The organism is Nocardia fusca NBRC 14340, assembly GCF_001618425.1.
Lineage (GTDB): Bacteria > Actinomycetota > Actinomycetes > Mycobacteriales > Mycobacteriaceae > Nocardia > Nocardia fusca.
On the sequence record NZ_BDCU01000017.1, the window covers coordinates 38,195 to 61,885 of the forward strand.

Below are 23,691 nucleotides of genomic sequence, written 5' to 3' on the forward strand. Positions count from 1 at the left end.
CTCGGTGCCCGAGGGCTCAGACGCGCTCTTTGGACCTGGTGCGCACCCGCAGCGCGATCGGCTTCTGGGTTTCGGCGAAGAAATCGTTGCCCTTGTCGTCCACCACGATGAACGCCGGGAAGTCCTCCACCTCGATCTTCCAGACCGCTTCCATACCCAGTTCGGGGTACTCCAGGACCTCCACCGATTTGATGCAGTCCAGGGCGAGCCGGGCGGCGGGACCGCCGATGGAGCCGAGGTAGAAGCCGCCGTGTTCCTTGCACGCCTTGGTGACCTGAGCCGACCGGTTGCCCTTGGCCAGCATCACGAACGACCCACCGGCCGCCTGGAACTGGTCGACGTAGGAGTCCATCCGGCCCGCGGTGGTCGGGCCGAAGGAACCCGAAGCGTAGCCGTCGGGGGTTTTGGCCGGCCCCGCGTAGTACACGGCCATATCGCGCAGGTACTGCGGCATCTCCTCGCCCGCGTCCAGCCGCTCCTTGATCTTGGCGTGCGCGATGTCGCGGGCAACCACCAGCGGACCCGACAGCGAGAGCCGGGTCTTCACCGGGTATTTCGACAGTTCCGCGCGGATCTCGGCCATCGGCCGGTTCAGATCGACCTGCACCACATCGCCGCCGAGGATCTCGTCGGTCTGCTCGGGCAGATACTGCGCGGGTTCGCGTTCGAGCTGCTCCAGGAACACACCCTCGGGGGCGATCTTGGCCAGCGCCTGCCGGTCCGCGGAGCACGACACCGCGAGCGCCACCGGGCAACTCGCGCCGTGCCGGGGCAGCCGGACCACGCGGACGTCGTGGCAGAAGTACTTACCGCCGAACTGGGCGCCGATCCCGAAGGACTGGGTCAGTTTGAAGACCTCCTGCTCGAGTTCGAGATCGCGGAAGGCGTGCCCGGTCATCGACCCTTCGGTGGGCAGGTTGTCCAGGTAGTGCGCGGACGCGTACTTGGCGGTCTTGAGCGCGAATTCGGCGCTGGTACCGCCGATCACCACGGCGAGGTGGTAGGGCGGGCAGGCCGCGGTACCCAGCGAGCGGATCTTCTCGTCGAGGAACTCCAGCATCCGGGTGGGGTTCAGGATGGCCTTGGTCTCCTGGTACAGGAACGACTTGTTGGCCGAACCCCCGCCCTTGGCCATATACAGGAACTTGTAGGACGGCTGCGCGGGATCGCCGGGCGTGGAGTACAGCTCGACCTGCGCGGGCAGATTGGAGCCGGTGTTCTTCTCGTCCCACATGGTGAGGGGCGCGAGCTGGGAGTACCGCAGGTTCAGCTTCGTATAGGCGTCGAACACGCCGCGGCTGATCCATTCGGCATCGTCGACACCAGTGAGCACGCCCTCCGATTTCTTACCCATCACGATGGCGGTACCGGTGTCCTGGCACATGGGCAGGATGCCGCCGGCCGAGATGTTCACGTTCTTGAGCAGGTCCAGCGCGACGAAACGGTCGTTACCGCTGGCCTCCGGATCGTCGATGATCCGGCGTAGCTGGGCCAGATGCGCGGGCCGCAGGTAATGGCTGATGTCGTGCATCGCCTCGGCGGTCAGCAATCGCAGGACCTCGGGGTCGACCTGCAGGAAGGTCCGGCCGCCGGATTCGAAGGTGCTGACACCCTCGGTGGTGAGCAGCCGGTACGGGGTGTCGTCGGCGCCGATCGGGAGCAGGTCTGAATAGCGGAACTCGGGCGCGGTCACCGATCGCACTCCTTTGGAAGTGGGCTGCGGGTCGAACACGACGCAGCCGCCGGTGAAGGCCACTGCGCCGGGGGTCTGGCACAGCGAGCGTAGCGACCGGCGGCCGCCCCACCTGGAGTTAGGCAAACCTAAATCGTAACCCGGCGGCCGCTCCGGTGGGCGACCGTCCGAATCCAGCGCACCCAGACCACGAAACGCACGGCGACAGCGCTACACCGCTTCCGAGGCCGATTCCGGAACCCGGAGCTGCGCCGCCGCGTCGACGCCCAGCCGGCGCTCGAAACCCTCCGGGATCACGATGTCGGACCGGTCCAGGTCGGTGACCGTGGTCTTGCGCAGCCCGAGCAGCGCGGAATCGATTCCACCGCGCAGGATATCGAGCACGTTCTCCACCCCGGCCTGTCCGTTGGCGGCCAGACCCCACAGGTACGCGCGGCCGATCATCACCGCCCGCGCCCCGAGCGCCACGGCCTTCACCACATCACTGCCGCGGCGGATCCCGCCGTCGAGCAGGATCTCGATCTCGTGGCCCACCGCATCCGCCACCACCGGGAGAGCCCGGATGGAGGCCGGGGTGCCGTCGAGGTTGTTCCCGCCGTGGTTGGACACCGAGATGGCGGCCACACCGGCGTCGACCGCGCGCCGCGCGTCGTCCACGCGCATCACACCCTTGAGCATGACCGGCCCGTCCCACTGTTCACAGACCCAGGCGACATCGGCCCAGTCCGGCGGGGGCGTACCCATCCACTCCCCGTAGGCGCCGAAGAAACCCGGCGCGGGCGCCTCGCCCAGCGCCATATTGGGTGCGGTCAGGTCGGGCAGCGAGCCCGACTTCAGGTAGCGGGTCAGCCAGCGCGGTTTGGCCACCACCTGCGGCGCGAAACTCGCCATCGTCTTCAGGTCCAGTTTCTCCGGAATCACCGGGCTGCCCCAGTCGCGGCCGTGCGAGAACGACCAGTCGAGGGTGAGGATCAGGCCCACCGCGCCCGCTGCCTTCGCGCGCGCCATCCGCCCGGCGATATCGTCCTTGCTGCCGCACCAGTAGAGCTGGAAGAACGTGGCCGGGTTGGCGGCGACGACCTCCTCGACCGATTTGCTGGCGAACGAGGAGAGCCCCATGGCGGTGCCGCGGGCCGCCGCGGCACGGGCCACCGCGACCTCACCGTCGGGATGTACCGCCTGGACGCCGGTGGGCGAGATGATCACCGGCATGGAGATCCGCTGACCCAGCACGGTGGTCGACTGGTCGCGTTCGCCGATGGGCCCGGCGACATGCGGGGCGAAGCCGAGTTCGCCGAAGGCGGCCTGGTTGTCGTCGATGGTCAGCCCGCGTTCCGAACCGGCCACCAGCGCGCCGTACACCGATTTCGGCAGCCGTTTCTTCGCCCGCCGATGCGCCTCGGCGACGGTTTCGAACCACGGATTCATGGTCGGATCCTTTCCACTGGTTCCGGCCACCACTGCCGGATCTGGTCGTACAACTGGGAGATGAGCAGGTCGAGCAACCGGGCGCCCTCGGCTGCGGTGGCACCGGTGGGATCGCCGAGCACACCGTTGGCGCTCACCGCCGCGACCCCGCCGGCCCGCAGCCGCGGCAGGATCTCGGCGAGCGGCCGGGTATCACCGGGTTCGGCGCGGTCGGCGCGCACGCGGTCCGGGTCCAGGGCCAACTGCAGCGAGGTTTCGGTTCGTCCGGCATGCGCGTCGCCGTCGTGGCGTGGCAGGAACAGCCGGATATCGCGGGATTCGCGCCGCAGCAGGTCCACTGCCCGGCGCAGCGCCTCGATATTGCCGCCATGCCCGTTGACCAGCACGATCCGCTCGAAGGTCGCGGTCGCCGAACGGCACAGTTCCACGATCAGCAGTTCCAGGGCCGCCAGCCCGATCGACAGCGTGCCGGGGAATCCGGCGTGCTCCCCGCTGGCGCCGTAGGCGATCGCGGGGGCGACGAGCACATCGGGCCGTCGCGCGGCCACACCCGCGCACAGCGCGGCGGCGAGATCGGTGTCGGTGGACAGCGGCAGATGCGGTCCGTGCTGCTCGGTCGCGCCCACCGGCACCACCAGCACCGGCGCGGCGGCGCGCAGCGCGTCCACGTCGGGCGATGTGAGGTCCGCCACCATCATGGGCCGAGATTAACGTCAGTCACTGACATAATCAATAGGCCCGCACTCGGGAGTGGCCCGCAGAGTACGACTCCGACCGGCCACCCGGAAGTGAGAGGTCCGCTCCCGGCGGGGCCGCTCGCCGCGGCCCGCGTCCCGGACCGCGAGGGCCGCGCCCGGCCGGGGATCGGGTACCGGCGCAACCCGTACGAGTCGGCGGAACCCGAGGCCCGGCCCCGCGACGCCGCCGGCGGGGCCGAAAAACATAGGGGTACCGCCCCCGAACACGGTGGCAGCAGCGCAGTATTACCGCGTGACACCACAGCACTCCCGCGGCCGCCCGCGGGGAACCACCAAACGCGAGCTCGAGCTGATCGCGATGCGGTTGTTCAGTGAGCAGGGTTTCGACGAGACCACCGTGGAGCAGATCGCCGCCGCGGCCGGAATCAGCGGTCGCACCTTCTTCCGTTATTTCCCGGGGAAGGCGGAGGTGCTCTGGTACTCGTTCGACGACGAGGTCGCCGCGCTCCGTGCCGCGTTCGCCACCGTGCCCGACGCCGAACCCATGATGGCGGCGGTCCGGCGGGTGGTGGTGAACGCCAACCGGTACCGCGCCGAGGATGTCCCCGAGTTGCGCATGCGGATGAAACTGGTCGCCGATGTGCCGGCGCTGGCCGCCACCGCCGGCACCCATTACGACGCGTGGGAGCGAGCGGTGGGCGAGTTCGCCGCCGGCCGGCTCGGGGAACCCGCCGATTCGCTGCTCCCGATGGCGGTCGGCCGCACCACGCTGGCCGCCGCCCGTGCGGCCTTCGACGCGTGGCTGGCCCGGGCGGACGCGGATCTCACCGCGTACCTCGATCGGGCGCTGGCGGCGCTGGAACGGGGTTTCGCCACCCCCGGCGCGACGCCGCTCACACCGGCGCGGTAGAACCGGACCGGCAGGTTTCACCAGTATGGGCGCGGGGGTATGACTAGGCTCGGTATCGGCACGACCGCCGGAAAATCTATGATGTATCCGACCGCCGTCGAAAGGGGCACAAGTTACATGTCCGAGGTGTCCATGGGCCTTTCGGCGGACTCATTGGCGGCGGGAGCCGTTGACAATCTGCTCCCACAGCTTGTCGAACATCTACGCCAGAACCGCACTGCGCTCCGAGAGGAATGGGCCCGCCGGATCACCGAGGCCCGCCTGCTCACCGCGATGACACCCGACGAGGTCTTCTCCGAGGCGACGTCGGTGTACGACAACTACGTCGAGGTGCTGGAAACCGGTAGCGTCGAGGCGCTGCAGGCCTACGCCCGCGATCTCTCCGAACGCATCATTCCGCGGGGGGTGGAGACCGACGAGGTCCTCGGCATGGTGCTGCTCCTGCGCGACGTGCTGGCCCGTTCGCTGTTCGAGAAGTACCAATCCAATTTCGATCTCCTCAATGCCGTCCTCGACGCGTACGAACCGGCAGCGAATCGGATCGCCAACACCGTGGCCATCTCGTTCGTGCAGGAACGCGAGCGCGTCATCCGACAGCAGCAGGAAGCCATTCGAGAGCTGTCCACTCCGGTGCTCCAGGTGCGCGAACAACTGCTGATCCTGCCGATAATCGGCGTACTGGACAGTCAGCGGGCCCGGCAGCTCACCGAACAACTGCTGCGCGCCATCCGCAACAATCGCGCCAAGGTCGTGGTCATCGATATCACCGGTGTGCCCGATATCGACTCCACGGTGGCCAACCACCTGGTCCAGACGGTCGACGCGTCGGGCCTGATGGGCGCCAGCGTCATCATGACAGGCCTGTCCTCGGAGATCGCGCTGACACTGGTCACCATCGGTCTGGACCTGTCGAAGATGAACGCGGTCGGCGATCTGCAGGGCGGTATCGAGGAAGCGGAGCGGTTACTGGGCTACGAAGTGTCCAGAGTGACCGAGCGCAGCGAACGCGATTCGCGCTGACCGGAAACTACTATGCCAGTACCGATACTCAAACAGGGCACCTATCTGATCGCGTCGGTGCAGTCGGCGCTGACCGATGCCGATACCGAGCGATTGCAGGACGACCTGATGAAGCAGGTCAGCAAATACCGCGCGCAGGGCATCATCGTCGACGTGACGGCCATCGATGTGATGGATTCCTTCGCGGCCAGATCACTGCGCACCATCGCGCATATGACCCAGCTGCGCGGTGCCGAGACCGTCATCGTGGGCCTGCAACCCGAGGTCGCGTTCGCCATGGTGCAGCTCGGCCTCACCTTCGAGGACATGCACACCGCACTGGATCTCGAGGAAGGCCTGGCCTGGCTGAACCACAAGGCTTCGCGGCGCCAGCACCGAGATGGTCGTGACAGTGCCCGCTGAACAGGTGGTTATCGCGGTGAAGATGTCGAACGACATCGTGACCGCACGTCAGGCCGGGCGCGAGCTGGCCGAGGAACTCGGCTTCACGCTCACCGACCGGACCATGATCTCCACGGCCATCTCGGAGGTCGCGCGAAATATCACCAGTTACGCCGGTAGCGGCGAGATCCGGCTGCAGGTCGACGAGCGCGACGGCCGCCGCGCCCTGGTGGTCCAGGCCAAGGATCAGGGTCCCGGGATCATCGATATCGCGCGGGCCATGGAGGACGGTTATTCGACCGGACTGGGCCTGGGGCTCGGTCTCCCCGGTGCCAAACGGCTGATGGACGGTATGGCCATCGAATCCGCGCCCGGCCGAGGCACATTGGTGGAGATGTGGAAGTGGGTACCCCACGGTGCATGAGGACGGGTTCATCGGCCGGATCGAATGGGCGATGGCCGGCCGCCCCCTCCCCGGACAGGATGTGTCCGGGGATCGGTGTGTCGTCCTGGACACCGGTACCGGCACCGTATTGTTCGCTGTACTCGACGGTCTCGGCCACGGAGCGGCCGCGGCCGCCGCGGTGGATCGCGCGACCCGGGTACTCGCCGAGAACCGTGCCGAGCCACTGGATGTGCTGATGGTGCTGTGTCATCGGGCCATGTCCGATACTCGTGGTGCCGCGGTCACCCTGGCTTTGTTCGGCGCGGAGGAAACGCAGTGGCTGGGTGTCGGGAATATCGAATCGATCGTGCTGACCGCGGGCCCCACCGGCCCGCAGGTCAGCGCCACCGCGCTACAGAGCGGGGGGATCGTCGGATACCGGCTGCCGTCCACCCTGCAACCGCACACCGTTCCGGTCCGGCCCGGCGATCTGCTGCTGATGTCCACCGACGGGGTGGAGGCGGAACCGGGCCATGGTGTGGACCTCGCGAAATCGACCGCCGATATCGTCCAGGAGCTGCTGAGCCGGCACGCCAAGGACACCGACGACGCCCTGGTGCTCGCGGCACGGGTGCGGGGCGTGTCGAACGGACCCGCCCAGCGGGAAGAGTCGTGATCCGGCGAGGCCGGCGATGAGCACCGTGCTCGCGGCGTTCCTCGACGCCTACGCCGACGCGCTGCGCCGCCATCTCGCCGACCCGGAGGGCGACGGCCTGGCCGAGGGGCACGAGCTGGGCCGCCGGGCGCTGGTCGAGGGCATCAGCCTGCTCGATCTCACCGAGCACCACTTCCGGGTGGCGAAACAGGTACAGGCCGAGGCCGGTGAGACGGCCGGGCCGCAGGATGCCGGCCATACGGAGAATCTGCTCGCCGAGAACGCGCTCGAATTCCTGCTGCAGACCCTGATCACGCTGGATGTCGCCACCCGCGGCTACCTCGACGGCACCCGCCGGTACGAGCAGCAGCGGTCCCGGGCCGACGATCTGGCCGGGCGCGACGAATTCCGCACCGCCCTGGTCGAATCGCTGCAGGACGGGTTCTTCGTCGCCGACGCCCGCGGCACCATCATCGAAGTGAACAAGGCGTTCGGCGAGCTCACCGGCTACGGCGCGGCCGGTGTGCCCTATCCGCTGCCGCATCCCTGGTCGATCCCGGAGGGCCCGCGCTACCCCGACCTGGGTACCGAGGCGTCCCGTTTCGTGGTACCGGTCCAGCATCGGGACGGTCGCCGCCGCTGGATCGCGGTGAGTACCAGCGCGCTGGTCAAACCCGACGGCGAGGAGCACATCTTCGTCGGCACCGTCCGGGATGTCACCGCCGAACACGACGCCCAGGCGCGCGACCAGGCCGCGAACCGGCTGGCGACCGCGCTGGCCGCAGCCACCACGGTCGCCGAGGTCCTCGAGGTGGGGCTGGACGAGTTGCGGCGCACGGTCGGCGCGGAGACCGCGGTGGTGGCGGTCTGGGCCGGTCTCACCCCGCCGGAGGTCTATATTTCCGGCAATCCCCCGGCCGCCGCGACCGGTTCCCGGCTCGAACCGGCGACGGAGGCGATTCTCAAACGTGCCCGGGTGCGGCCAGGCCGCACGCTCATCGCAGTCCCGGAGGGCGCGGGCAGCGCACAGGGCATCGTGGCGCCGCTCGGCGAGAAGAGCGATGCCGCGCTGTGGCTGCGCTTCGCCGTCCCGCGGGTCGTCGACGCCGCCGACTGGACGCTGTTCTCGCTGCTCATCGGCCATCTCAGCCTGGCCGTCCAGCGCGCCCGCAACTTCGATCAGGCGCGCTCCACCTCACTGACCCTGCAGCGCGCCATGCTCGGTCCCATCGAACTCCCGCCGCGGTTCTCGGTGCACTACGAACCGGCTCTGCCGCCGCTCGAGATCGGCGGCGACTGGTACGACGTGGTCCCGCTACCCGACGGCACCATCGGCGTGGTGGTCGGCGACTGTGTGGGCCGTGGCCTGTCCGCGGCCGTGGTGATGGGTCAGTTGCGTACCGCCGCCCGCGCGCTGTTGCTGCGCGGCGCCGGGCCGGCCCAGCTGCTCACCGAACTCGACCCGGTGGCGGCCCGGATTCCGGGGGCGCTGTGCACCACCGTCTGCGCGGCGGTGCTGGATCCGGTGCGCGGGTTGGTGCGGTACAGCAACGCCGGCCATATGCCGCCCATCCTGGCCGATGTGGACAAGACCGGGCGGATGCTGGAGGGCGGCCGGTCGGTACCGCTGGCGACCTTCGAGATTCCGCGCCGGCCGGAGGCCACCACACCGCTGCCGCCCGGATCGACCCTGGTGTTGTTCACCGACGGTCTGGTGGAACGCCGCGGGGAGGATATCGACGAGGGTTTCACCAAGATCGCCACCATCCTGGCCGATACCGCGGAGAAGTTGCCGCGCCAGGTCGCCGACTCGGTGCTGTCGGCGCTGCGGCCCGAGGGCGGATACGACGACGATATCGCCATGGTGGTCTACCGGCAGCCGCCCGCCCCGCTCCGGCTGGATGTACCGGCCCGCCCGGACCGGCTGGCCATGCTGCGTCGTACGCTGACAGCATGGCTGTCGTCCGCGGCGGTACCGCACAACCTCACCTCGGATCTGGTGGCCGCCACCAACGAGGCGTGCAGCAACAGTATCGAGCACGCCTATCGCAACGGCGGCGGTGACGCCGAACGGGTGGTGCTCACCGCCGAATGCGTAGGCGACCGGGTGGTCATCGAGACCACCGATACCGGGACCTGGCGTCCGCGTCCGGCCGATCCGGGACCGCGAGGTCGCGGCATCGATATGATGCGGGCGCTCACCGAAGAACTCGAAATAGATCACCACCTGGGACCCGGAACCCGGGTACGGATGTCGGTCACGCTTCCGGCGATCACGTTCCCGGTGGCCAGCGCCCTGCGCGGGACCGGTAATCGGTCCGGCGGGGATACGATGCAGCGAGATCGAGAGACTCATGGCAGATTGTGATGATGTGACCAATACTCCTCCAGACGCGAACCCGCTCACGGATACGATGACGACCGCGGTCGCCGACCACGACGGTGTCACCGTGCTCACGGTGACCGGAGAGGTCGATCTCGCCACGGCTCCTGCCCTGGAGACCGCGATCGACGCCGCCCTCGACGCCGAACCGGCGGGCCTGGTCGTCGACCTGGCCGCCGTGAGCTTCCTGGCGTCGGCCGGCATGGCCGCGCTGGTCGCCGCCCATCAGCGGGCCGGCGACAAGACCACGATCGCCTTGGTGGCCGACGGGCCCGCCACCAGTCGGCAGCTCAAGATGACGGCTCTGGACCAGGTCTTCGCCCTGCATACGACGCTGGAAGCGGCTCTGGCCGGCCTCCGGGCGGGCTGAACCCGGAAACGGCTCGGGCCGGGCCGGCGGAGCGCTCCGCCGGCCCGGCCCGAGCCGTTTCCGGGGCGGGATCAGTCGCAGATCGCGCGGAACTGTTCGATCAGCTTGACCCGGTCGGCGGGTGTCGCGGCCAGCGGCGCGACATTGAGCACGGTGACGCCCGCTTCGGCGAACGCGGCGACCCGTTCCTTCACATATCCGGCCGGACCGATCAGCGAGATATCGCGGACCAGCGCGTCCGGAACCACCTGTGTCGCTTCCTCTTTCTTGCCCGCCAGGTACAGCTCCTGGATCCGGTCGGCCTCCGCGCCGTAGCCGTAGCGGGTGGCGAGGGTGTGGTAGAAATTCTTGCCCTTGGCGCCCATTCCGCCGATGTAGAGCGCCAGCATGGGCTTCACGAAGCCCAGCAGCGGCTCCACGTCCTCACCGATGGCCAGAGCCGGTCCGGCGTAGATGTCGAGCGGCCCGAGTTCGGGGTCGCGCCGATCCTTTCCGGCCCGCAGCGCGTCACCGAAGACCGCGTCGGCGCGTTCGGGCAGGAAGAAGATCGGCTGCCAGCCCTCGGCGACCTCGGCGGCCAGTGCCACGTTCTTGGGACCCAGTGCGGCGAGCAGCACCGGGATACGTTCGCGCACCGGATGATTGATCAGCTTCAGCGGTTTGCCCAGACCGGTGCCGGTCCCTTCGGGTAGCGGAATCTGGTAGTACTTGCCCTGGTAGTCCAGCCGTTCCCGGCGCCAGACCTTACGGCAGATCTCCACGAGCTCGCGGGTCCGTCCGATCGGCGCATCGTAGGGGACGCCGTGGAAACCTTCGATGACCTGCGGTCCGGAGGCACCCAGGCCGAGCACGAACCGGCCGTCGGAGACGAAATCCAACCCCGCCGCGGTCATCGCGGTCAGCGTAGGGGTCCGGGTGTAGAGCTGCAGGATCCCCGATGCCAGCTGCAGCCGGGAGGTCTTGGCGGCGAGATAGCCCAGCGCGCTCACCGCGTCGAAGGAGTACGCCTCGGGCACGAACACGATGTCCAGCCCGGCGCGCTCCAGATCGGCCACTTCGGCCGCCGCCTCGGTGAAGCCACCCGAGTAGTTGATGCTCAATCCGATCCGCATGCCCTCAACATAATCCCGGCTACGGGGTGGCCACGCACCGGCCACGCCGGGCGACGCGGTAGGTTGAACCCGATAGCACAGCGAACACTGCAGCTAACTTTTGGCAAATTTGATCGAGAAAGGCCGAATCGTGTCGGAGCCCACCCAATCGCCACAGCACACCGCCAGCGGTTTCGCGGGTTCGCCGATCGGCGACTACCTGGGCGAACTCGCGGCGAAGATACCGGCGCCGGGTGGCGGCGCGGTAGCCGCGCTGCACGCGGCGCAGGCGGCCGCCCTGGTCGCCATGGTCGCGCGCTACACCACCCGGGCCAAGGACGCCGACCACCGGCCGGTGATCGACCGCATCATCGCGGCCGCCGACATCGCCCGCGAGGGCGCGCTGGCACTGGCCGACGCCGACGCCGCCGCCTTCACCGCCGTCGGTGCCGCCTACAAGCTCCCGAAGGGCAGCGACAGCGAAGCCACCACACGGACGGCGGCGATCCACGACGCGCTGCTGGAGGCCGCCCGGGTCCCCGCCGCGGTGATCGACGCGGCCGACGAAATCCTCGCGTTGGCAACCGAACTGCTGCCGATCGGAAACCCGAACGTGGTCACCGATATCGGCGCGGCCGCCGCGGCGGCGCGAGCCGCCGTGGTGACCTCCCAACTGAATATCGAGATCAATGTCGTCTCGCTTCCGGAAGAACACGCCGCCGCTTTCACGGAGGTGCCGGCGCGGATCGAGGAAATCACCGACCGCGCCGAAACACTGCACCAGGAGGTGCTTCAGGCGGTTCGTGGCGGATGATTCGGGTACTCATATCAGCACGCGGGAATTAACCAGGTTTATGCCGAACTGGGATTTTTCGAGATCAAGTGCAGAACGGAGCACGCGTAGAATGGGCTTCGTTCCTGATATTCACACTGCTCCACCGCTCGACCCAGGCTCGAGCAGCTAGACCGGCCGGCGGGGCACCGGCGGCCGGGGAACTGTTTGCCCCAGCTCGACGAGTGCAGGAGGTAACGGTGAGGATCGGGTACACATCGGCTCCGGTCGCGGCGGAACTCCCCGACCCAGGTATCGATGTCATCACCGAACACGGAGTCGTATCCAATATCGCCGACTGTTCGGCGGATCCAGGAGTGTTGACGCTCGGCCAGGCCCGGCGCGCACACGATATCCACCGGCTCTGTTCTCCCGAATGTCAGGTCCGCAGACGGGCCCGTCTCACCTTGGCCATCGCTTCGGCCGCCCCGGATCGCCCCACGTTCGGCATTTCGCCCGGGCGGTCCGCGCACTACGGCGATTGATTCCCGCGTGACGGGTGGAAACAGCTGCCCGTCACGCCTCTTCCGGCGCCGGGTATTCCGGCGCGCTTTCGATAGCGGTACGAACTCGCACCGAATGGTTCTCTAGCAGCTCCACCCATTGGCCGGGTGGCGATTGGCGTATGCCGCGCGGCCACTAGTAGAGGAGGAAGAGTTGAGCACCATATTCACGAATGCGGAATCCGAATCGGATACTCCGGCACGAAAACCGCGGCGCGCCCGCTTCGGTGGTAACGGCCGGAACCACCCGCTGAACATCGTGTTGGTGGCCCCGCCCTATTTCGATGTCCCCCCGGCCGGTTACGGCGGCGTCGAGGCCGTGGTCGCCGAACTCGCCGATACCCTGATCGCCCGTGGTCACCGGGTGACGCTACTGGGCGCCGGAAAGCCCGGTACCGAGGCCGAATTCGTCCCGGTCTGGGAGAGTACGCAGGCCGAGCGGCTGGGCGACCCCTTCCCGGAAGTGGTCAACGCGCTCAAGGTGCGGCGCGTGGTGGAGAAACTGGCCCGCTCCCGGCATATCGACATCATCCACGACCATACTTTCGCCGGCCCGTTGAACGCCCCCGCCTACGAGGCGCTGGGCATTCCGACCGCGGTCACCGTGCACGGACCGGTCGACAACGATATGTGGGAGTACTACGGTGCCCTCGACGAACACACCCGCCTCGTCGCGATCAGCGACCGGCAGCGTGAACTGGCGCCGAGTTTCAACTGGATCGGCCGGGTGCACAATGCGCTGCGGCCCAGCGAATGGCCCTTCCGGACCGAGAAGGAGGACTATGCGCTGTTCCTCGGCCGCTACGCCTCCTACAAGGGCCCCCATCTCGCCTTACGCGCCGCGCACGAGGCCGGGATCAAGCTGATCCTCGCCGGTAAATGCAACGAGCCGCCGGAGAAGGCGTTCTTCGCCCAGGAGATCGAGCCCCTGCTCACCGATACCGACCACGTCTTCGGGGAAGCCGACGCGGTCGCCAAACGGGAACTGCTCGCGGGCGCCCGCTGCCTGCTGTTCCCCATCCGCTGGGAAGAGCCGTTCGGCATCGTGATGATCGAGGCCATGGCCTGCGGCACCCCGGTGGTGGCGCTGCGCGGCGGCGCGGTCGAGGAAGTGATCGAGCACGGTGTCACCGGCTTCATCTGCGATCACCCCGACGAACTGCCCGCGGCCATCGCCCGCGCCGGCGAGCTGGACCCGCACGCGTGCCGGCGCCGCGTCGAAGATTATTTCGGCGTGGATCAGCTGGGTGCCGGGTACGAGACGGCCTACTACCGCATACTCGATGCGTGGGACGAAGCCCACAGCAGCGCCCAGGCACGACACCGGTATGGAGTAGGGCATGAACGCACCGCCGAGAATTCTCAACTCCGGCCAACCCGCCGCCATCAATGGCGGCGGGGGGACCGTGACCCTGGTCGAGGCGAGCACTTTCTGCTTGTCCGACCCCCTCGGCGATATCCATTCCGGCACCTCGCAGGGCCTGTTCTACCGGGACTCCCGGGTGATCTCACGGTGGGAGCTGCGCCTGGACGGGCAACCGGCCGAACACCTGACGGTGCTCACACCGGAAGCCTTCAAGGGCCGCTTCATCCTGCGCAAACCCCCGCGCGCCGGAGTCGCCGACAGCACCGTGCTGGTGGTGCGCCGGCGGCTCATCGGCAACGGGCTCAAAGAAACGATCACCGTGCGCAACCTCGGGCACGAGGACACGGCGATGACCATCACCCTGTTCGTCGATTCCGATTTCGCGGATCTGTTCGCGGTCAAGGAGGGCCGTAACCACGGCGGCGGCGCCGAGCACAATGCCGTCGACGGCGATCTGCACCTGACCGACCATGCCGAACCCGGACGCGGCCTGACCATCAGCGCCACCGCCGGGGCGGTCATGCTGCCCGGCACCATCACCTGGCAGGTGGTGGTGCCGGCCCGCGGGCGCTGGGATACCGAGATCCTGGCCCATCCGGTCATGTCGCACCGCCGGGTGCCGATGGCGTTCGGCGACGACGAGGACAGCCCGATCAGCCGGTTGAAGGCGTGGCGGGCCACCGCCACCGACCTCACCGCCACCGATCCGGCCCTGTCGGAGGTCCTGCAGCGCACCGAGAGCGATCTCGGCGCGCTGCGCATCGACGGCAGCACCGACGGCGCTCCGGCGTATGTGGCCGCGGGCGCCCCCTGGTTCATGGCGCTGTTCGGCCGGGACAGTCTGCTCACGTCGTGGATGGCGCTGCCGCTGGATTCGGCGCTCGCCGTCGGCACCCTGCGCCGGCTGGCGGATCTGCAGGGTACGAAGGTCAACCCGATCACCGAGGAGGAGCCCGGGCGCATCATGCACGAGATGCGGCACGGCCCGGCCAGCGGCCAGGTACTCGGGGGGACCGTCTACTACGGTTCGGTCGACGCGACGCCGCTGTTCGTGATGCTGCTCGCCGAATGCTGGCGCTGGGGGGCGGGTGACCAGGTGGTCCGCGAACTGCTCCCGGCCGCCGACGCGGCCCTGGCCTGGATCGATGAATACGGCGACGCCGACGGCGACGGGTTCGTCGAATACCGCCGGAAAACCGATCGGGGCCTGAGCAACCAGGGCTGGAAGGACAGTTTCGACGCGATCAACGACGCCTCCGGCCACCCGGCCGAACCGTCCATCGCACTGTGCGAGGTCCAGGGCTATGTGTATGCGGCCCGCATGGCCCGTGCCCAGCTCGCCGATCATTTCGGCGATACCGGCACCGCCGCCCGGCTGCGCGAACAGGCCGAAAACCTCAAGGACCGGTTCGACGAGGCGTTCTGGGTCGCCAAGAACGGCTGGTACGCCGTGGCCCTGGACGGCCAGAAGAACCAGGTCGACGCGCTGACCAGCAACGCCGCTCAATGCCTGTGGTCCGGCATCGTATCCGACGAGCGCGCCGCCGAACTCATCGAACGACTGGCCGATGCGTGTATGGACAGCGGTTTCGGCCTGCGCACCCTCGCTGCCGGAATGGGCGCCTACAACCCGATGAGCTATCACAACGGCTCGGTGTGGCCACACGACACCGCGATCGCGGTCGCCGGACTGCTGCGGTACCGGCATATCGCCGGCGCCTCCGACCTGGCCGAGCGCCTCACCACCGGGCTACTCGACGCGGCCATCGACTTCGGCGGCAGGCTGCCGGAACTGTTCTGCGGTTTCGCCCGGACCGAGTTCCGCTCGCCGGTGCCCTACCCCACCTCCTGCTCCCCGCAGGCGTGGGCGAGCGCGGCACCGCTGCTGCTGGTGCGCTCCTTCCTCGGACTCTCGCCGTGTGTACCGCATCGTGTCCTGCGGGTGACCCCGCAGTTGCCCCGGGAATGGGGCAAGGTGGGCCTGACGGACCTGAGACTGGGCTCTGCCACGGTGAGCATCCACGCCGAGGGCTCCACCATGCACGTCCACGGGCTGCCCGACGACTGGAAACTCGTCACCGAATAGCAATCGCGCGGTGTGTCTACATCGCGAACGGGTGCCGGGACGATATCTTGGGTGGTTGAGTTGATCATGGCCCCTTAGGATGGACGTCTGTCCACCAGTCGTCCGTAAGGGGTGGAACCATGAATATCGTTGCCCGGCATCTTTTTCTAGCGATCGCGATCGCGCTCTCGCTGGCCGTCGCCCCCGCGGGGGCGAACGCCATGACAATCGATCCGCCCGGCCCCGCACCCGTGGCCTCGGTAACTCCCTCCGACGGTGCTCTCGTCGGCATCGCCCATCCGGTTACCGTCCGGTTCTCCGACGCGGTCACAGATCGGGCCCGCGCCGAGCAGTCGCTATCGGTCACCGCCGGCGATCGGCTGCCCGGTTCCTACACCTGGCGCGGTGACCGGGAACTGACCTGGACGCCCACTGGATACCTGCCGGCGAACAGCACGCTCACCGTGAATTTCGGTGACCGCCGTACCCAGTTCCAGACCAACGGCGGGGTGATCGCCGACGCGAACATGTCCACCCACACCTTCACCGTCAGCATGGGTGGTGTGGTGGTACGGATCATGCCCGCGTCCATGGGCAAACCCGGTTACGAGACGCCCACCGGCACGTACCCGGTGCTGGAGAAGTTCCGCAACATCATCTTCGATTCCCGGACCATCGGTATCCCCCTGGATTCCCCGGAGGGCTACCTGATCGACGGGGAATGGGCCGAGCGGCTCACCTGGGGCGGTGTCTTCGTCCATTCCGCGCCCTGGTCGGTCGATCAGCAGGGCAACTCCAATGTGAGTCACGGTTGTATCAATCTGGCTCCCGGCGACGCCTCGTGGTACTACGAGAACGTCGGTATCGGCGATCCCGTGAACATCCACTGGTGATCGGGCCACCGGGCGCGCCTGCCGCGCCCGGTGCCCGCCCCCGCGCTGCGGTCCGGCCGCCGATCCACTAGAACAATGAAGAGCGATCGCGCGTCGTGAACCGATGAAGGGGGCCGCGCCATGGATCGACCGCCCTCGGGTCCCGCCGCCGGGGAGCAGTATCCCCGGGACCACACCGGCTCACCCGGGGAGCGGGACCCACGCACGTCACCGGAACCCGGATACGCGAATCCGGACCCGCCCCGGGGCCACACCGACCCACCCGGGCCGTGGCCCCCGTACCCGTCACCCGCACCCGGATACGCCAACCAGGATCCCGCTGCCCCGCGCGCCGACCTCTACCGCCCGCACCACGGCGATCCGGCGGTACCGGCCGATTCGACGCCCACCGAACCCATACCGGTGCTCCGGCTGCCGGGGTGGGACAGCGGTAACGCCCGCTACGAGGGCTCGTGGTCGGACTGGGTCGCGCGGGCGAGCGCCGACGCGGCCGAGTCCGAGGGCGCCGCGGCGGAGGATCCCGGTGTGGTCCCGCCTCCCGCCGTCGATACCCGGCCCTCGTCCGGAGCCGCCGCGGCGGCCGAGGCCACCGTCGCGACCGAGGCCGAGCCGGTGGCGCCCACCGCGGACACCTCTCCCGCGGGCGCCCGGGAACGCCTGCGTCGGCGGTTGACGCCACCCGACCACACCACCGCGCCGCCACTCCGCGCCACGGCCCCCACTTCCGGCCGGAGCCGCGTGCTTCCGGTGCTGCTGGGGGTCGCGGGGGTCGCGGCTCTCGGCGCGGCCGCGTATGTGCAGTTCGCGATCGTCGGTGGGGACGAACCGCACGCCCCCACTGCGGCGCCCGGCGTCACGGTGCCCGCCGCCCCCGGCACCGACCCGCACTGCGTCGCCGAGCGGGTCGGCAACACCGTGCAGGGCAACGAACCGGGCGGCACCGATTCGGGACCCTCGGCCATCTTCGGATTCCAGCACGCCTACTACGTCGCCCGGTCCGGGGAGCAGGCCCGCGCGCTGGTCGCGGCGGACGCCGCCGTCCCGCCGGCCGCCGATATCCAGCGCGGTATCGACACCATCCCGGAGGGAACCACCTACTGCGTCCGGATCGCTCCCGGCGCGTTCGTCGGCCAGTACACCGTCACCGTCACCGAGTACCGGCCCGGATCGGCGCCGCTGGGATACAACCCGCAGCTGGTCACGACGATGCGAATCGGTGACCGGACCTTGATCACCGGTATCGGCCCCATGCCCTGAGTGCCACGATTCGGCCGGGATCGGCGAACGAGGTGGTCCGGCGCCCTCCCGAGGCGCAGACTCGGAAGATGGACGCCATCGGTACGGCCCGGGTGCCCGATCATCCGACAGTGCAGGCCGCGCTGTCCCTCGCCCGGCGGGCGCCGTCGGTGCACAATACGCAACCATGGCGCTGGGTGTTCGACGGTCACCGGCTGCATCTGCACCGCGACACCAGCCGGCAACTGTTCTCGGCCGATCCGCAGGGCAGACAGCTGACCATCAGCTGCGGGGCCATCCTCGACCACACCCGGACCGCGTTCGAGGCGGCGGGCTGGAACACCGAGGTGATCCGGCTGCCCGATACCGCGCCCGACCATCTCGCCACCGTCGACTTCGCGCCGGCCACCGAGGTCTCCGATACCGTCCGGGCCCGCGCCGCGGCCATCGAGCAGCGCTACACCGACCGGCTGCCGATGCTGCCGCCCCGCGACTGGGACCGGGTCGAGCCGGGCCTGCGCGCGGCGGCCGGCGCCCGCGGGGCGCAGCTCGAGATACTGGGCGATTCCGCCCGGCTGCGCCTGGCCGCCGCGTCGGCTCGATCGGCGGCGCTGCGCGAATACGATCCGCAATATCTGAACGAGCTGCACTGGTGGGCGGGTAACAACTCCCCCGCCGACGGGGTGCCGATCTCCGCGCTGATCTCGGCGGCGGAAGCGGCGCAGGTCGGGGTGGGCCGGGCCTTTCCTACCGCGCCGCCCTCGCTGCGGCGCGGTGAGCTGACCGACGCGTCACGGCTGCTGGTGCTCGGTTCGGCCACCGACAATCCCCTGGACTGGCTGCGAGCCGGGGAAGCGCTGTCCGCGGTACTGCTGGACTGCACGGTCGCCGGGCTGGCGACCTGTCCGCTGACCCATATCACCGAGGTCCCGGTGAGCCGGCGCGCCATTGCGAATCTCCTGCCCGAGCCCGCGATTCCGCAGGTCGTCATCCGGGTGGGCACCGCGCCCACCGCGGCGGCACAACCGCCGACACCACGGCGCACCGTCACCGATTTCCTGGAACTGCATCGCGGCGGCTGAGTGGTCCGCGACCGCCGGAACATTCTCGGGCGCACCCGGCTCGGCATACCGACCGGGCGGGCGCGCGGTTCATTTCCCGTTCAGGTACACCGGCAGGCGGTGGTGGCCGTTGGAGATGAAACTGGGCACCACACCGAGTTCCTCCGGTGCCGCGGCGAGTTCCATATCCGGGAATCGGCGGAAGATCGCGGGCAGGGCCACTACCGCCTCCAGCCGGGCCAGCGATGCGCCGAGGCAGTGATGCGCGCCGTATCCGAACGCCAGATGGTCCTTCACCGCGCGCGTGGGATCGAACTCGTCGGCCGTGGCACCGTGGATCTTCGGGTCCCGGCTCGCACCGGCGTACCCGGCAAGGATCGCATCGCCCTTGCTGATCTCGATCTCACCGAGCACGAAACCCGCCACCCAGGGCAGCAGCGGCCACTCGGCGGAGATCTCGCCGTTGCGGAACGCGGGCCAGTGTTGCCGGGCGTCCTTGGAAACCTGTGGCCCGGCCAGGATCTCCTCGAGCAGGGCCGCGTCGGTCACCGACCAGGCGCGCACACCACCCGGAAGTTCCACCGCGGAGACCGGGCCCTGCGCGCGGATACGGGCGATCTCACCCTGGATATCCGAACCACCTGGATCCAGGACGAACGGGGCGGTGGGGTCCTGCATCGGAAACTCCTGACTGAACGGCCGAACTAGTGAAAACCGGCCACGCTGATCGGTGGGCTCTTCGGAAAGGTGACCGGAAGTGCGGACAGTGCCCGGTGGAACGGGCCCGGCCGCCACTGCAACTCCGCGGCCGGCACCGCCAGCTCCATCTCCGGGAGGGCATCGAGCAGCTGCTCGATCGCGTCCTGCACGATCAGCACCGCCACCGGCTGCGCCGGACAGGCATGCGGGCCCGTACCGAAGGCCAGATGGGAGCGGTTGTCGGTCACGTTCCCGGTGCGGATCGCCGGATCGTTGTTACAGGCCGCCATACTGATCACCACCGGCTGATGCGCGGGCAACCACACATTGTCGATCAGGATCGGCTGCCGCGGATAGCTGATGCAGTAGTTGGCCATCGGCGGATCGTTGAACAGCACCTCGTCCAGCGCATCCCGGGTCGACAGGCTGCCGTCCAGCACATTCGCCGCGAACCGCTCATCGGTCAGCATGAGCAGCAGGGTGTTGGCGATGAGATTCTGCGGTGGTTCGATCGCCGCCCCGTACAGCGTCACCAACTGGTGCATCATTTCTTCGTCGTCCAGTCGCACCGGGTGTTCGACCAGCCGGCTGGTGACATCGTCGCCGGGTTCGGCACGTTTGAGCCGGATCAGCTCCAAGAGCGCTTCGGACAGCATCTGATTGCCGCGTTCGGCATCGACGGTATCGAACATCGCCGCCATCCCGGTGGCCGCGCGCCGGCTGATCTCGGGCGGGCAGCCGAGCGTGGCATTGAGGGTGGAGAAGGCGAGGGGCAAAGCGTATTGGCCGACCACATCGCAGTAACCGACTTCGCAGAACGAATTGATCAGTGGGACCGCGACCTGTTCCACAGTGGTGTGCAGGCGGTGCAGATCGATCTTGCCGAGCGCCGCCGCGGCCGCCGAACGATACCGCGTGTGTTCACTGCCGGCGCTGCGGATCGGGTTGGGCCGCCACTCCATCATCGGGCGGATGGGGCAGTCGGCGGGGATATTCTGTTCCCAGACACGCGGATCGGCCGGGAAATGGTCCGGATCGTGCAGGATCTGCAGGGCGGCGTGGTAGCCGATCACCAGGGTGGCGGGGACGCCCGGCGCCAGCTCCACCGGAGCCAAGGCGCCGAAACGTCGCCGCATCTCCCGGTAGACCCGGTGCGGATCGGCTGCGTACTCCGCCGAGTACAGCGGAACTCGCGGACCGTCGAAATCCCGGGGTCCCGCGGGCGATAGAAGTGTGCTGTCGTTGTTCACCGTCTGTGGTTCCTGCGCGAAGGGTCTCGCGGCCGGAGATCCGGCCGCCGGGCTGAGTTCGCGACTCTACCGGGAACCCAGCGCGGGCGACCGGGTTTCGCAGCGCCACAGGTGGGCGAGCACATGCATGATCGTGCGACGTTCAGCGCCCGCTTACCGGATCGGCGGGGACTCGGGGAAGGTGACCGGCAGCGATACCAGCGCCCGATGGAACGGGCCGGGCCGCCATCGCAGATCTGCCTGCGGTACCGCCAGTTCCATCTCCGGCACCGCGTCCAGCAACTGGTCGAGGGCGTCCTGGACGATCAGCAGCGCCACCGAACGGGCCGGACAGCTGTGCTGGCCCGCACTGAAGGCCAGATGCGACCGGTTGACCGTCGGCCCATCGGCTTTGATGGCGGGATCGTTGTTGCAGGCGGTCATACTGATCAGCACCGGCTGGTGTGCCGGCAACCAGATACCGTCGATCAGCATCGGCTGCCGCGGATAGCTGATGCAGTAGTTGGACAGCGGCGGATCGTTGAACAGCACCTCGTCGAGAGCGTCACGGGTGGAGAGGCTGCCGTCCAGCACATTGGCCGCGAAGCGCTCATCGGTCAGCATCAGCAGGAGCGTGTTCGCGATCAGATTCTGCGGCGGCTCGGTACCCGCGCCGTACAGCAGCGCCAGCTGTTGCCGGGCCTCCTCGTCGCTCAACTGCACCGGATGCCGGACCAGCCGCGTGGTGATGTCGTCACCCGGCTGCACCCGTTTGAGCCGGGCCAGTTCCAGCAGCGCGTCGGCCTGGGTGGCATTGCCCTCGGCCGCGTCCACCGTATCGAACATGGCTGCCAGGCCGCGGGCCGCGCGGTGCCCGAGTTCGGGCGGGCAGCCGAGCATCGCGTTGAGAGTGGCGAAGATCAGCGGGGAGGCGTACTGCCCGACCACATCGCAGTAGCCGTCGGCACAGAACGAGTTGATCAGCGTGACCGCGATCTGCTCGATGGTGGGACGCAATTTGTGCATATCGATCTCGCCGATTGCCGAGACCGCGGCCGACCGGTAACGGATCTGCTCCTGGCCGACGGTGCGCATCGGATTGGGCCGGTACTCCATCATGGGCAGCACCGGGCAGTCCTCGGCTACGCCGCGCTGCCATACCCGTGGGTCGGCGGGAAAATGGTCGGGGTCGTGGAGGATTCGCAGGGCGGTGTGGTAGCCGATCACCAGGGTGGCCGGGACGCCCGGGGCCAGCTCTACCGGAGCCAGCGACCCGAAACGCTGCCGCATCTCCCGGTACACCTTGTGCGGATCGGCGGCGAACTCCTCCGAGTACAGGGGAACGTACGGGCCGATGGGATCCACCGGGGAGCCGTGGATTACGAGGTGTGGATCGGAAACGCGGTACTGATCATGTTGTGCTGTGGTCAAGACATCACACTCCGAGGTTCGTATGAATCGGCGAATAGTGCGTTCTCGCAGACCTATCCGCCGACCCAACATCCCGCTCAGCGACGTCCGCGACGAGCCATCAGCATGAAGTTGTAGTAACCAGAACCTTTTACGCTACCGGCTTCAGCCCAGGTACACAGGCAATTCCTGGTGACCGTTGGAAACGAAGCTCACCACCGGCTTCAATTCGGAGACCTCCACGGCCAGCCGGATGTCCGGGAACCGCCGGAACAGCGCGGGCAGCGCCAGCTCGCCCTCCATCCGGGCCAGCGGCGCACCGATGCAGTGGTGCGCCCCGTGGCCGAAGGACACATGATCCTTGACCGCCCGGGTCACGTCGAAGAGATCGGCGGTGGCGCCGTGGATCTTCGGGTCGCGGCCGGCCGCGGCATAGGAAGCCAGGATGGCTTCGCCCTTGCCGATCCGCAGCCCCTCGATCTCGATGTCCTCCACGGCGTACCGCAGCGGCAGATGTGCCACCGGAGCCTGGTAGCGCAGGGTCTCCTCCACCACCTCCGACCAGCTCACCTCACCCGCCAGGGCGGCCGCGCGCTGCTCCGGATGGGTGAGCAGCGCGACGATGGCCTGGTCGAGCAGGTTGACCGTCGTCTCATGACCGGCATTGATGACCAGCATCAGGGTTTCGACGATCTGCTTCTCGGTGAGCTGCGAACCGTCCTCGTCGCGACTGCCGATCATCACGCTGGTGATGTCGTCCCCGGGATTGTCGCGCCGATAGGCGACCAATTCGGTCACCAGACCGTACATCTCGACGAAGTTGGCCTGCGCCCCCGCCTGATCGATCGTGGTGTCGAAATACCGGTCCACACAGACGCGCAGACCCACGCCGAGGGATTCCGGAACCCCCAGCAGTTCGGTGATCACCTGGATCGGCACCGGATAGGCGTAGCCCTCGCGCAGGTCGACGACCCGGCCCGCGGGTACGGCGGCCAGCCGGTCGAGCAGGTCGGCGATGAGCGCTTCCACCCGCGGGCGCAGCGCCACGGTCCGCCGGTGGGTGAACGCCGGGGACACCAGCCGGCGCAGCCGGCGATGGTCGGCCCCATAGGTGGTGAACATGTTCTCCACCGCGATCCACGGCAGCAGCGGCCAGTCCTCGGTGATCTCACCGTTCACGAACGCCGTCCAGTGCTGGCGCGGATCCTTGGACACCCGCGGATCGGCCAGCAGGCTCTTCAGGACCGTCGCGTCGGTGACCGACCAGGCGGGCACATTACCCGGCAACTCGATCAGTGCGGCGGGCCCCTGCGCACGCAACCTCGCCGCTTCCCCTTGGGTATCGGCACCGGCCATATCCAGGACGATGGGTTGGCGTTCCAA

General features: G+C 68.4%; 21 protein-coding genes and 1 pseudogene. 14 read left to right on the plus strand and 8 right to left on the minus strand.

Annotated elements, in window-relative coordinates; translation table 11 throughout:
* Positions 1-16: 16 nt before the first annotated feature.
* The 3 genes from NF4_RS06605 to mftE all read right to left on the minus strand — a co-directional run bounded on the left by NF4_RS06605 (position 17) and on the right by mftE (position 3,816).
* Positions 17-1,693 (minus strand): fumarate hydratase, encoded by a 1,677-nt coding sequence (locus NF4_RS06605; protein WP_063126807.1) that lies wholly within the window; start codon positions 1,691-1,693, stop codon positions 17-19.
* Between the two features lie 210 nt (positions 1,694-1,903).
* The gene (mftD, locus tag NF4_RS06610) at positions 1,904-3,121 is read right to left on the minus strand and encodes a pre-mycofactocin synthase MftD (protein WP_063126427.1); all 1,218 of its coding nucleotides are present in this window, start codon (positions 3,119-3,121) and stop codon (positions 1,904-1,906) included.
* The gene (gene mftE, locus NF4_RS06615) at positions 3,118-3,816 is read right to left on the minus strand and encodes a mycofactocin biosynthesis peptidyl-dipeptidase MftE (protein WP_084532976.1); all 699 of its coding nucleotides are present in this window, start codon (positions 3,814-3,816) and stop codon (positions 3,118-3,120) included. Before mftE ends, mftD begins: the two co-directional genes overlap by 4 nt.
* A gap of 295 nt (positions 3,817-4,111) precedes the next feature.
* Here mftE and mftR point away from each other — a divergent pair, with 295 nt between their 5' ends.
* The 7 genes from mftR (at position 4,112) to NF4_RS06650 (ending at position 9,923) form a co-directional block, all read left to right on the plus strand.
* Positions 4,112-4,729, plus strand: coding sequence for a mycofactocin system transcriptional regulator MftR (mftR, locus tag NF4_RS06620; protein ID WP_063126429.1), 618 nt, complete (start codon positions 4,112-4,114; stop codon positions 4,727-4,729).
* Between the two features lie 117 nt (positions 4,730-4,846).
* Entirely contained in the window at positions 4,847-5,749 is a 903-nt protein-coding gene (locus NF4_RS06625; RefSeq protein WP_063061185.1) for an STAS domain-containing protein, read from the plus strand.
* A 12-nt stretch (positions 5,750-5,761) separates the two neighbouring features.
* On the plus strand, positions 5,762-6,151 hold the full coding sequence (locus NF4_RS06630) for an STAS domain-containing protein (protein ID WP_030521383.1): 390 nt from the start codon (positions 5,762-5,764) through the stop codon (positions 6,149-6,151).
* Positions 6,129-6,554, plus strand: coding sequence for an anti-sigma regulatory factor (locus tag NF4_RS06635; protein ID WP_036513668.1), 426 nt, complete (start codon positions 6,129-6,131; stop codon positions 6,552-6,554). The genes NF4_RS06630 and NF4_RS06635 overlap by 23 nt, the downstream gene beginning before the upstream one ends.
* Positions 6,547-7,191, plus strand: coding sequence for a SpoIIE family protein phosphatase (locus NF4_RS06640; RefSeq protein WP_063814519.1), 645 nt, complete (start codon positions 6,547-6,549; stop codon positions 7,189-7,191). Before NF4_RS06635 ends, NF4_RS06640 begins: the two co-directional genes overlap by 8 nt.
* Positions 7,192-7,207: 16 nt before the next feature.
* Positions 7,208-9,538: a SpoIIE family protein phosphatase gene (locus NF4_RS06645; RefSeq protein ID WP_063126430.1), complete on the plus strand. Its 2,331-nt coding sequence runs from the start codon at positions 7,208-7,210 to the stop codon at positions 9,536-9,538.
* 46 nt (positions 9,539-9,584) lie between these two features.
* Positions 9,585-9,923: an STAS domain-containing protein gene (locus NF4_RS06650; RefSeq protein ID WP_063126809.1), complete on the plus strand. Its 339-nt coding sequence runs from the start codon at positions 9,585-9,587 to the stop codon at positions 9,921-9,923.
* Positions 9,924-9,994: 71 nt separating this feature from the next.
* Here NF4_RS06650 and NF4_RS06655 read toward each other — a convergent pair whose 3' ends face one another.
* Positions 9,995-11,035 carry an LLM class F420-dependent oxidoreductase gene (locus NF4_RS06655; protein ID WP_063126431.1) on the minus strand — a complete coding sequence of 347 codons (1,041 nt, stop codon included), beginning with the start codon at positions 11,033-11,035 and terminating at the stop codon, positions 9,995-9,997.
* Positions 11,036-11,165: 130 nt separating this feature from the next.
* Between NF4_RS06655 and NF4_RS06660 the strand changes: the two genes are divergently transcribed.
* From NF4_RS06660 to NF4_RS06690, 7 genes and pseudogenes are all read left to right on the plus strand, one after another.
* The gene (locus NF4_RS06660) at positions 11,166-11,828 is read left to right on the plus strand and encodes a cyclodeaminase/cyclohydrolase family protein (RefSeq protein ID WP_063126810.1); all 663 of its coding nucleotides are present in this window, start codon (positions 11,166-11,168) and stop codon (positions 11,826-11,828) included.
* A gap of 218 nt (positions 11,829-12,046) precedes the next feature.
* Entirely contained in the window at positions 12,047-12,331 is a 285-nt protein-coding gene (locus NF4_RS06665; protein WP_063045284.1) for a hypothetical protein, read from the plus strand.
* A 268-nt stretch (positions 12,332-12,599) separates the two neighbouring features.
* A pseudogene (locus NF4_RS06670) lies at positions 12,600-13,620 on the plus strand (glycosyltransferase family 4 protein); the annotation flags it as partial.
* A gap of 69 nt (positions 13,621-13,689) precedes the next feature.
* Positions 13,690-15,801, plus strand: a complete 2,112-nt coding sequence (locus NF4_RS06675) for an amylo-alpha-1,6-glucosidase (protein ID WP_063126432.1) — start codon at positions 13,690-13,692, stop codon at positions 15,799-15,801.
* A 119-nt stretch (positions 15,802-15,920) separates the two neighbouring features.
* On the plus strand, positions 15,921-16,673 hold the full coding sequence (locus tag NF4_RS06680) for a L,D-transpeptidase (RefSeq protein ID WP_063126433.1): 753 nt from the start codon (positions 15,921-15,923) through the stop codon (positions 16,671-16,673).
* Positions 16,674-16,793: 120 nt separating this feature from the next.
* Positions 16,794-17,930 carry a DUF8176 domain-containing protein gene (locus tag NF4_RS37550; protein ID WP_063126434.1) on the plus strand — a complete coding sequence of 379 codons (1,137 nt, stop codon included), beginning with the start codon at positions 16,794-16,796 and terminating at the stop codon, positions 17,928-17,930.
* 68 nt (positions 17,931-17,998) lie between these two features.
* A complete protein-coding gene (locus NF4_RS06690) occupies positions 17,999-18,991 on the plus strand; it encodes an Acg family FMN-binding oxidoreductase (RefSeq protein ID WP_063126435.1) in 993 nt (330 codons plus the stop codon).
* Positions 18,992-19,060: 69 nt separating this feature from the next.
* On the opposite strand, the gene NF4_RS06695 is transcribed toward NF4_RS06690, so the two are convergent.
* From NF4_RS06695 to NF4_RS06710, 4 genes are all read right to left on the minus strand, one after another.
* Entirely contained in the window at positions 19,061-19,648 is a 588-nt protein-coding gene (locus tag NF4_RS06695) for a cytochrome P450 (protein ID WP_063126436.1), read from the minus strand.
* A 26-nt stretch (positions 19,649-19,674) separates the two neighbouring features.
* Positions 19,675-20,919, minus strand: coding sequence for a cytochrome P450 (locus NF4_RS06700; protein WP_063126437.1), 1,245 nt, complete (start codon positions 20,917-20,919; stop codon positions 19,675-19,677).
* 153 nt (positions 20,920-21,072) lie between these two features.
* Entirely contained in the window at positions 21,073-22,329 is a 1,257-nt protein-coding gene (locus NF4_RS06705; RefSeq protein WP_232330340.1) for a cytochrome P450 family protein, read from the minus strand.
* Positions 22,330-22,473: 144 nt separating this feature from the next.
* Positions 22,474-23,691, minus strand: coding sequence for a cytochrome P450 family protein (locus NF4_RS06710; RefSeq protein ID WP_063126438.1), 1,218 nt, complete (start codon positions 23,689-23,691; stop codon positions 22,474-22,476).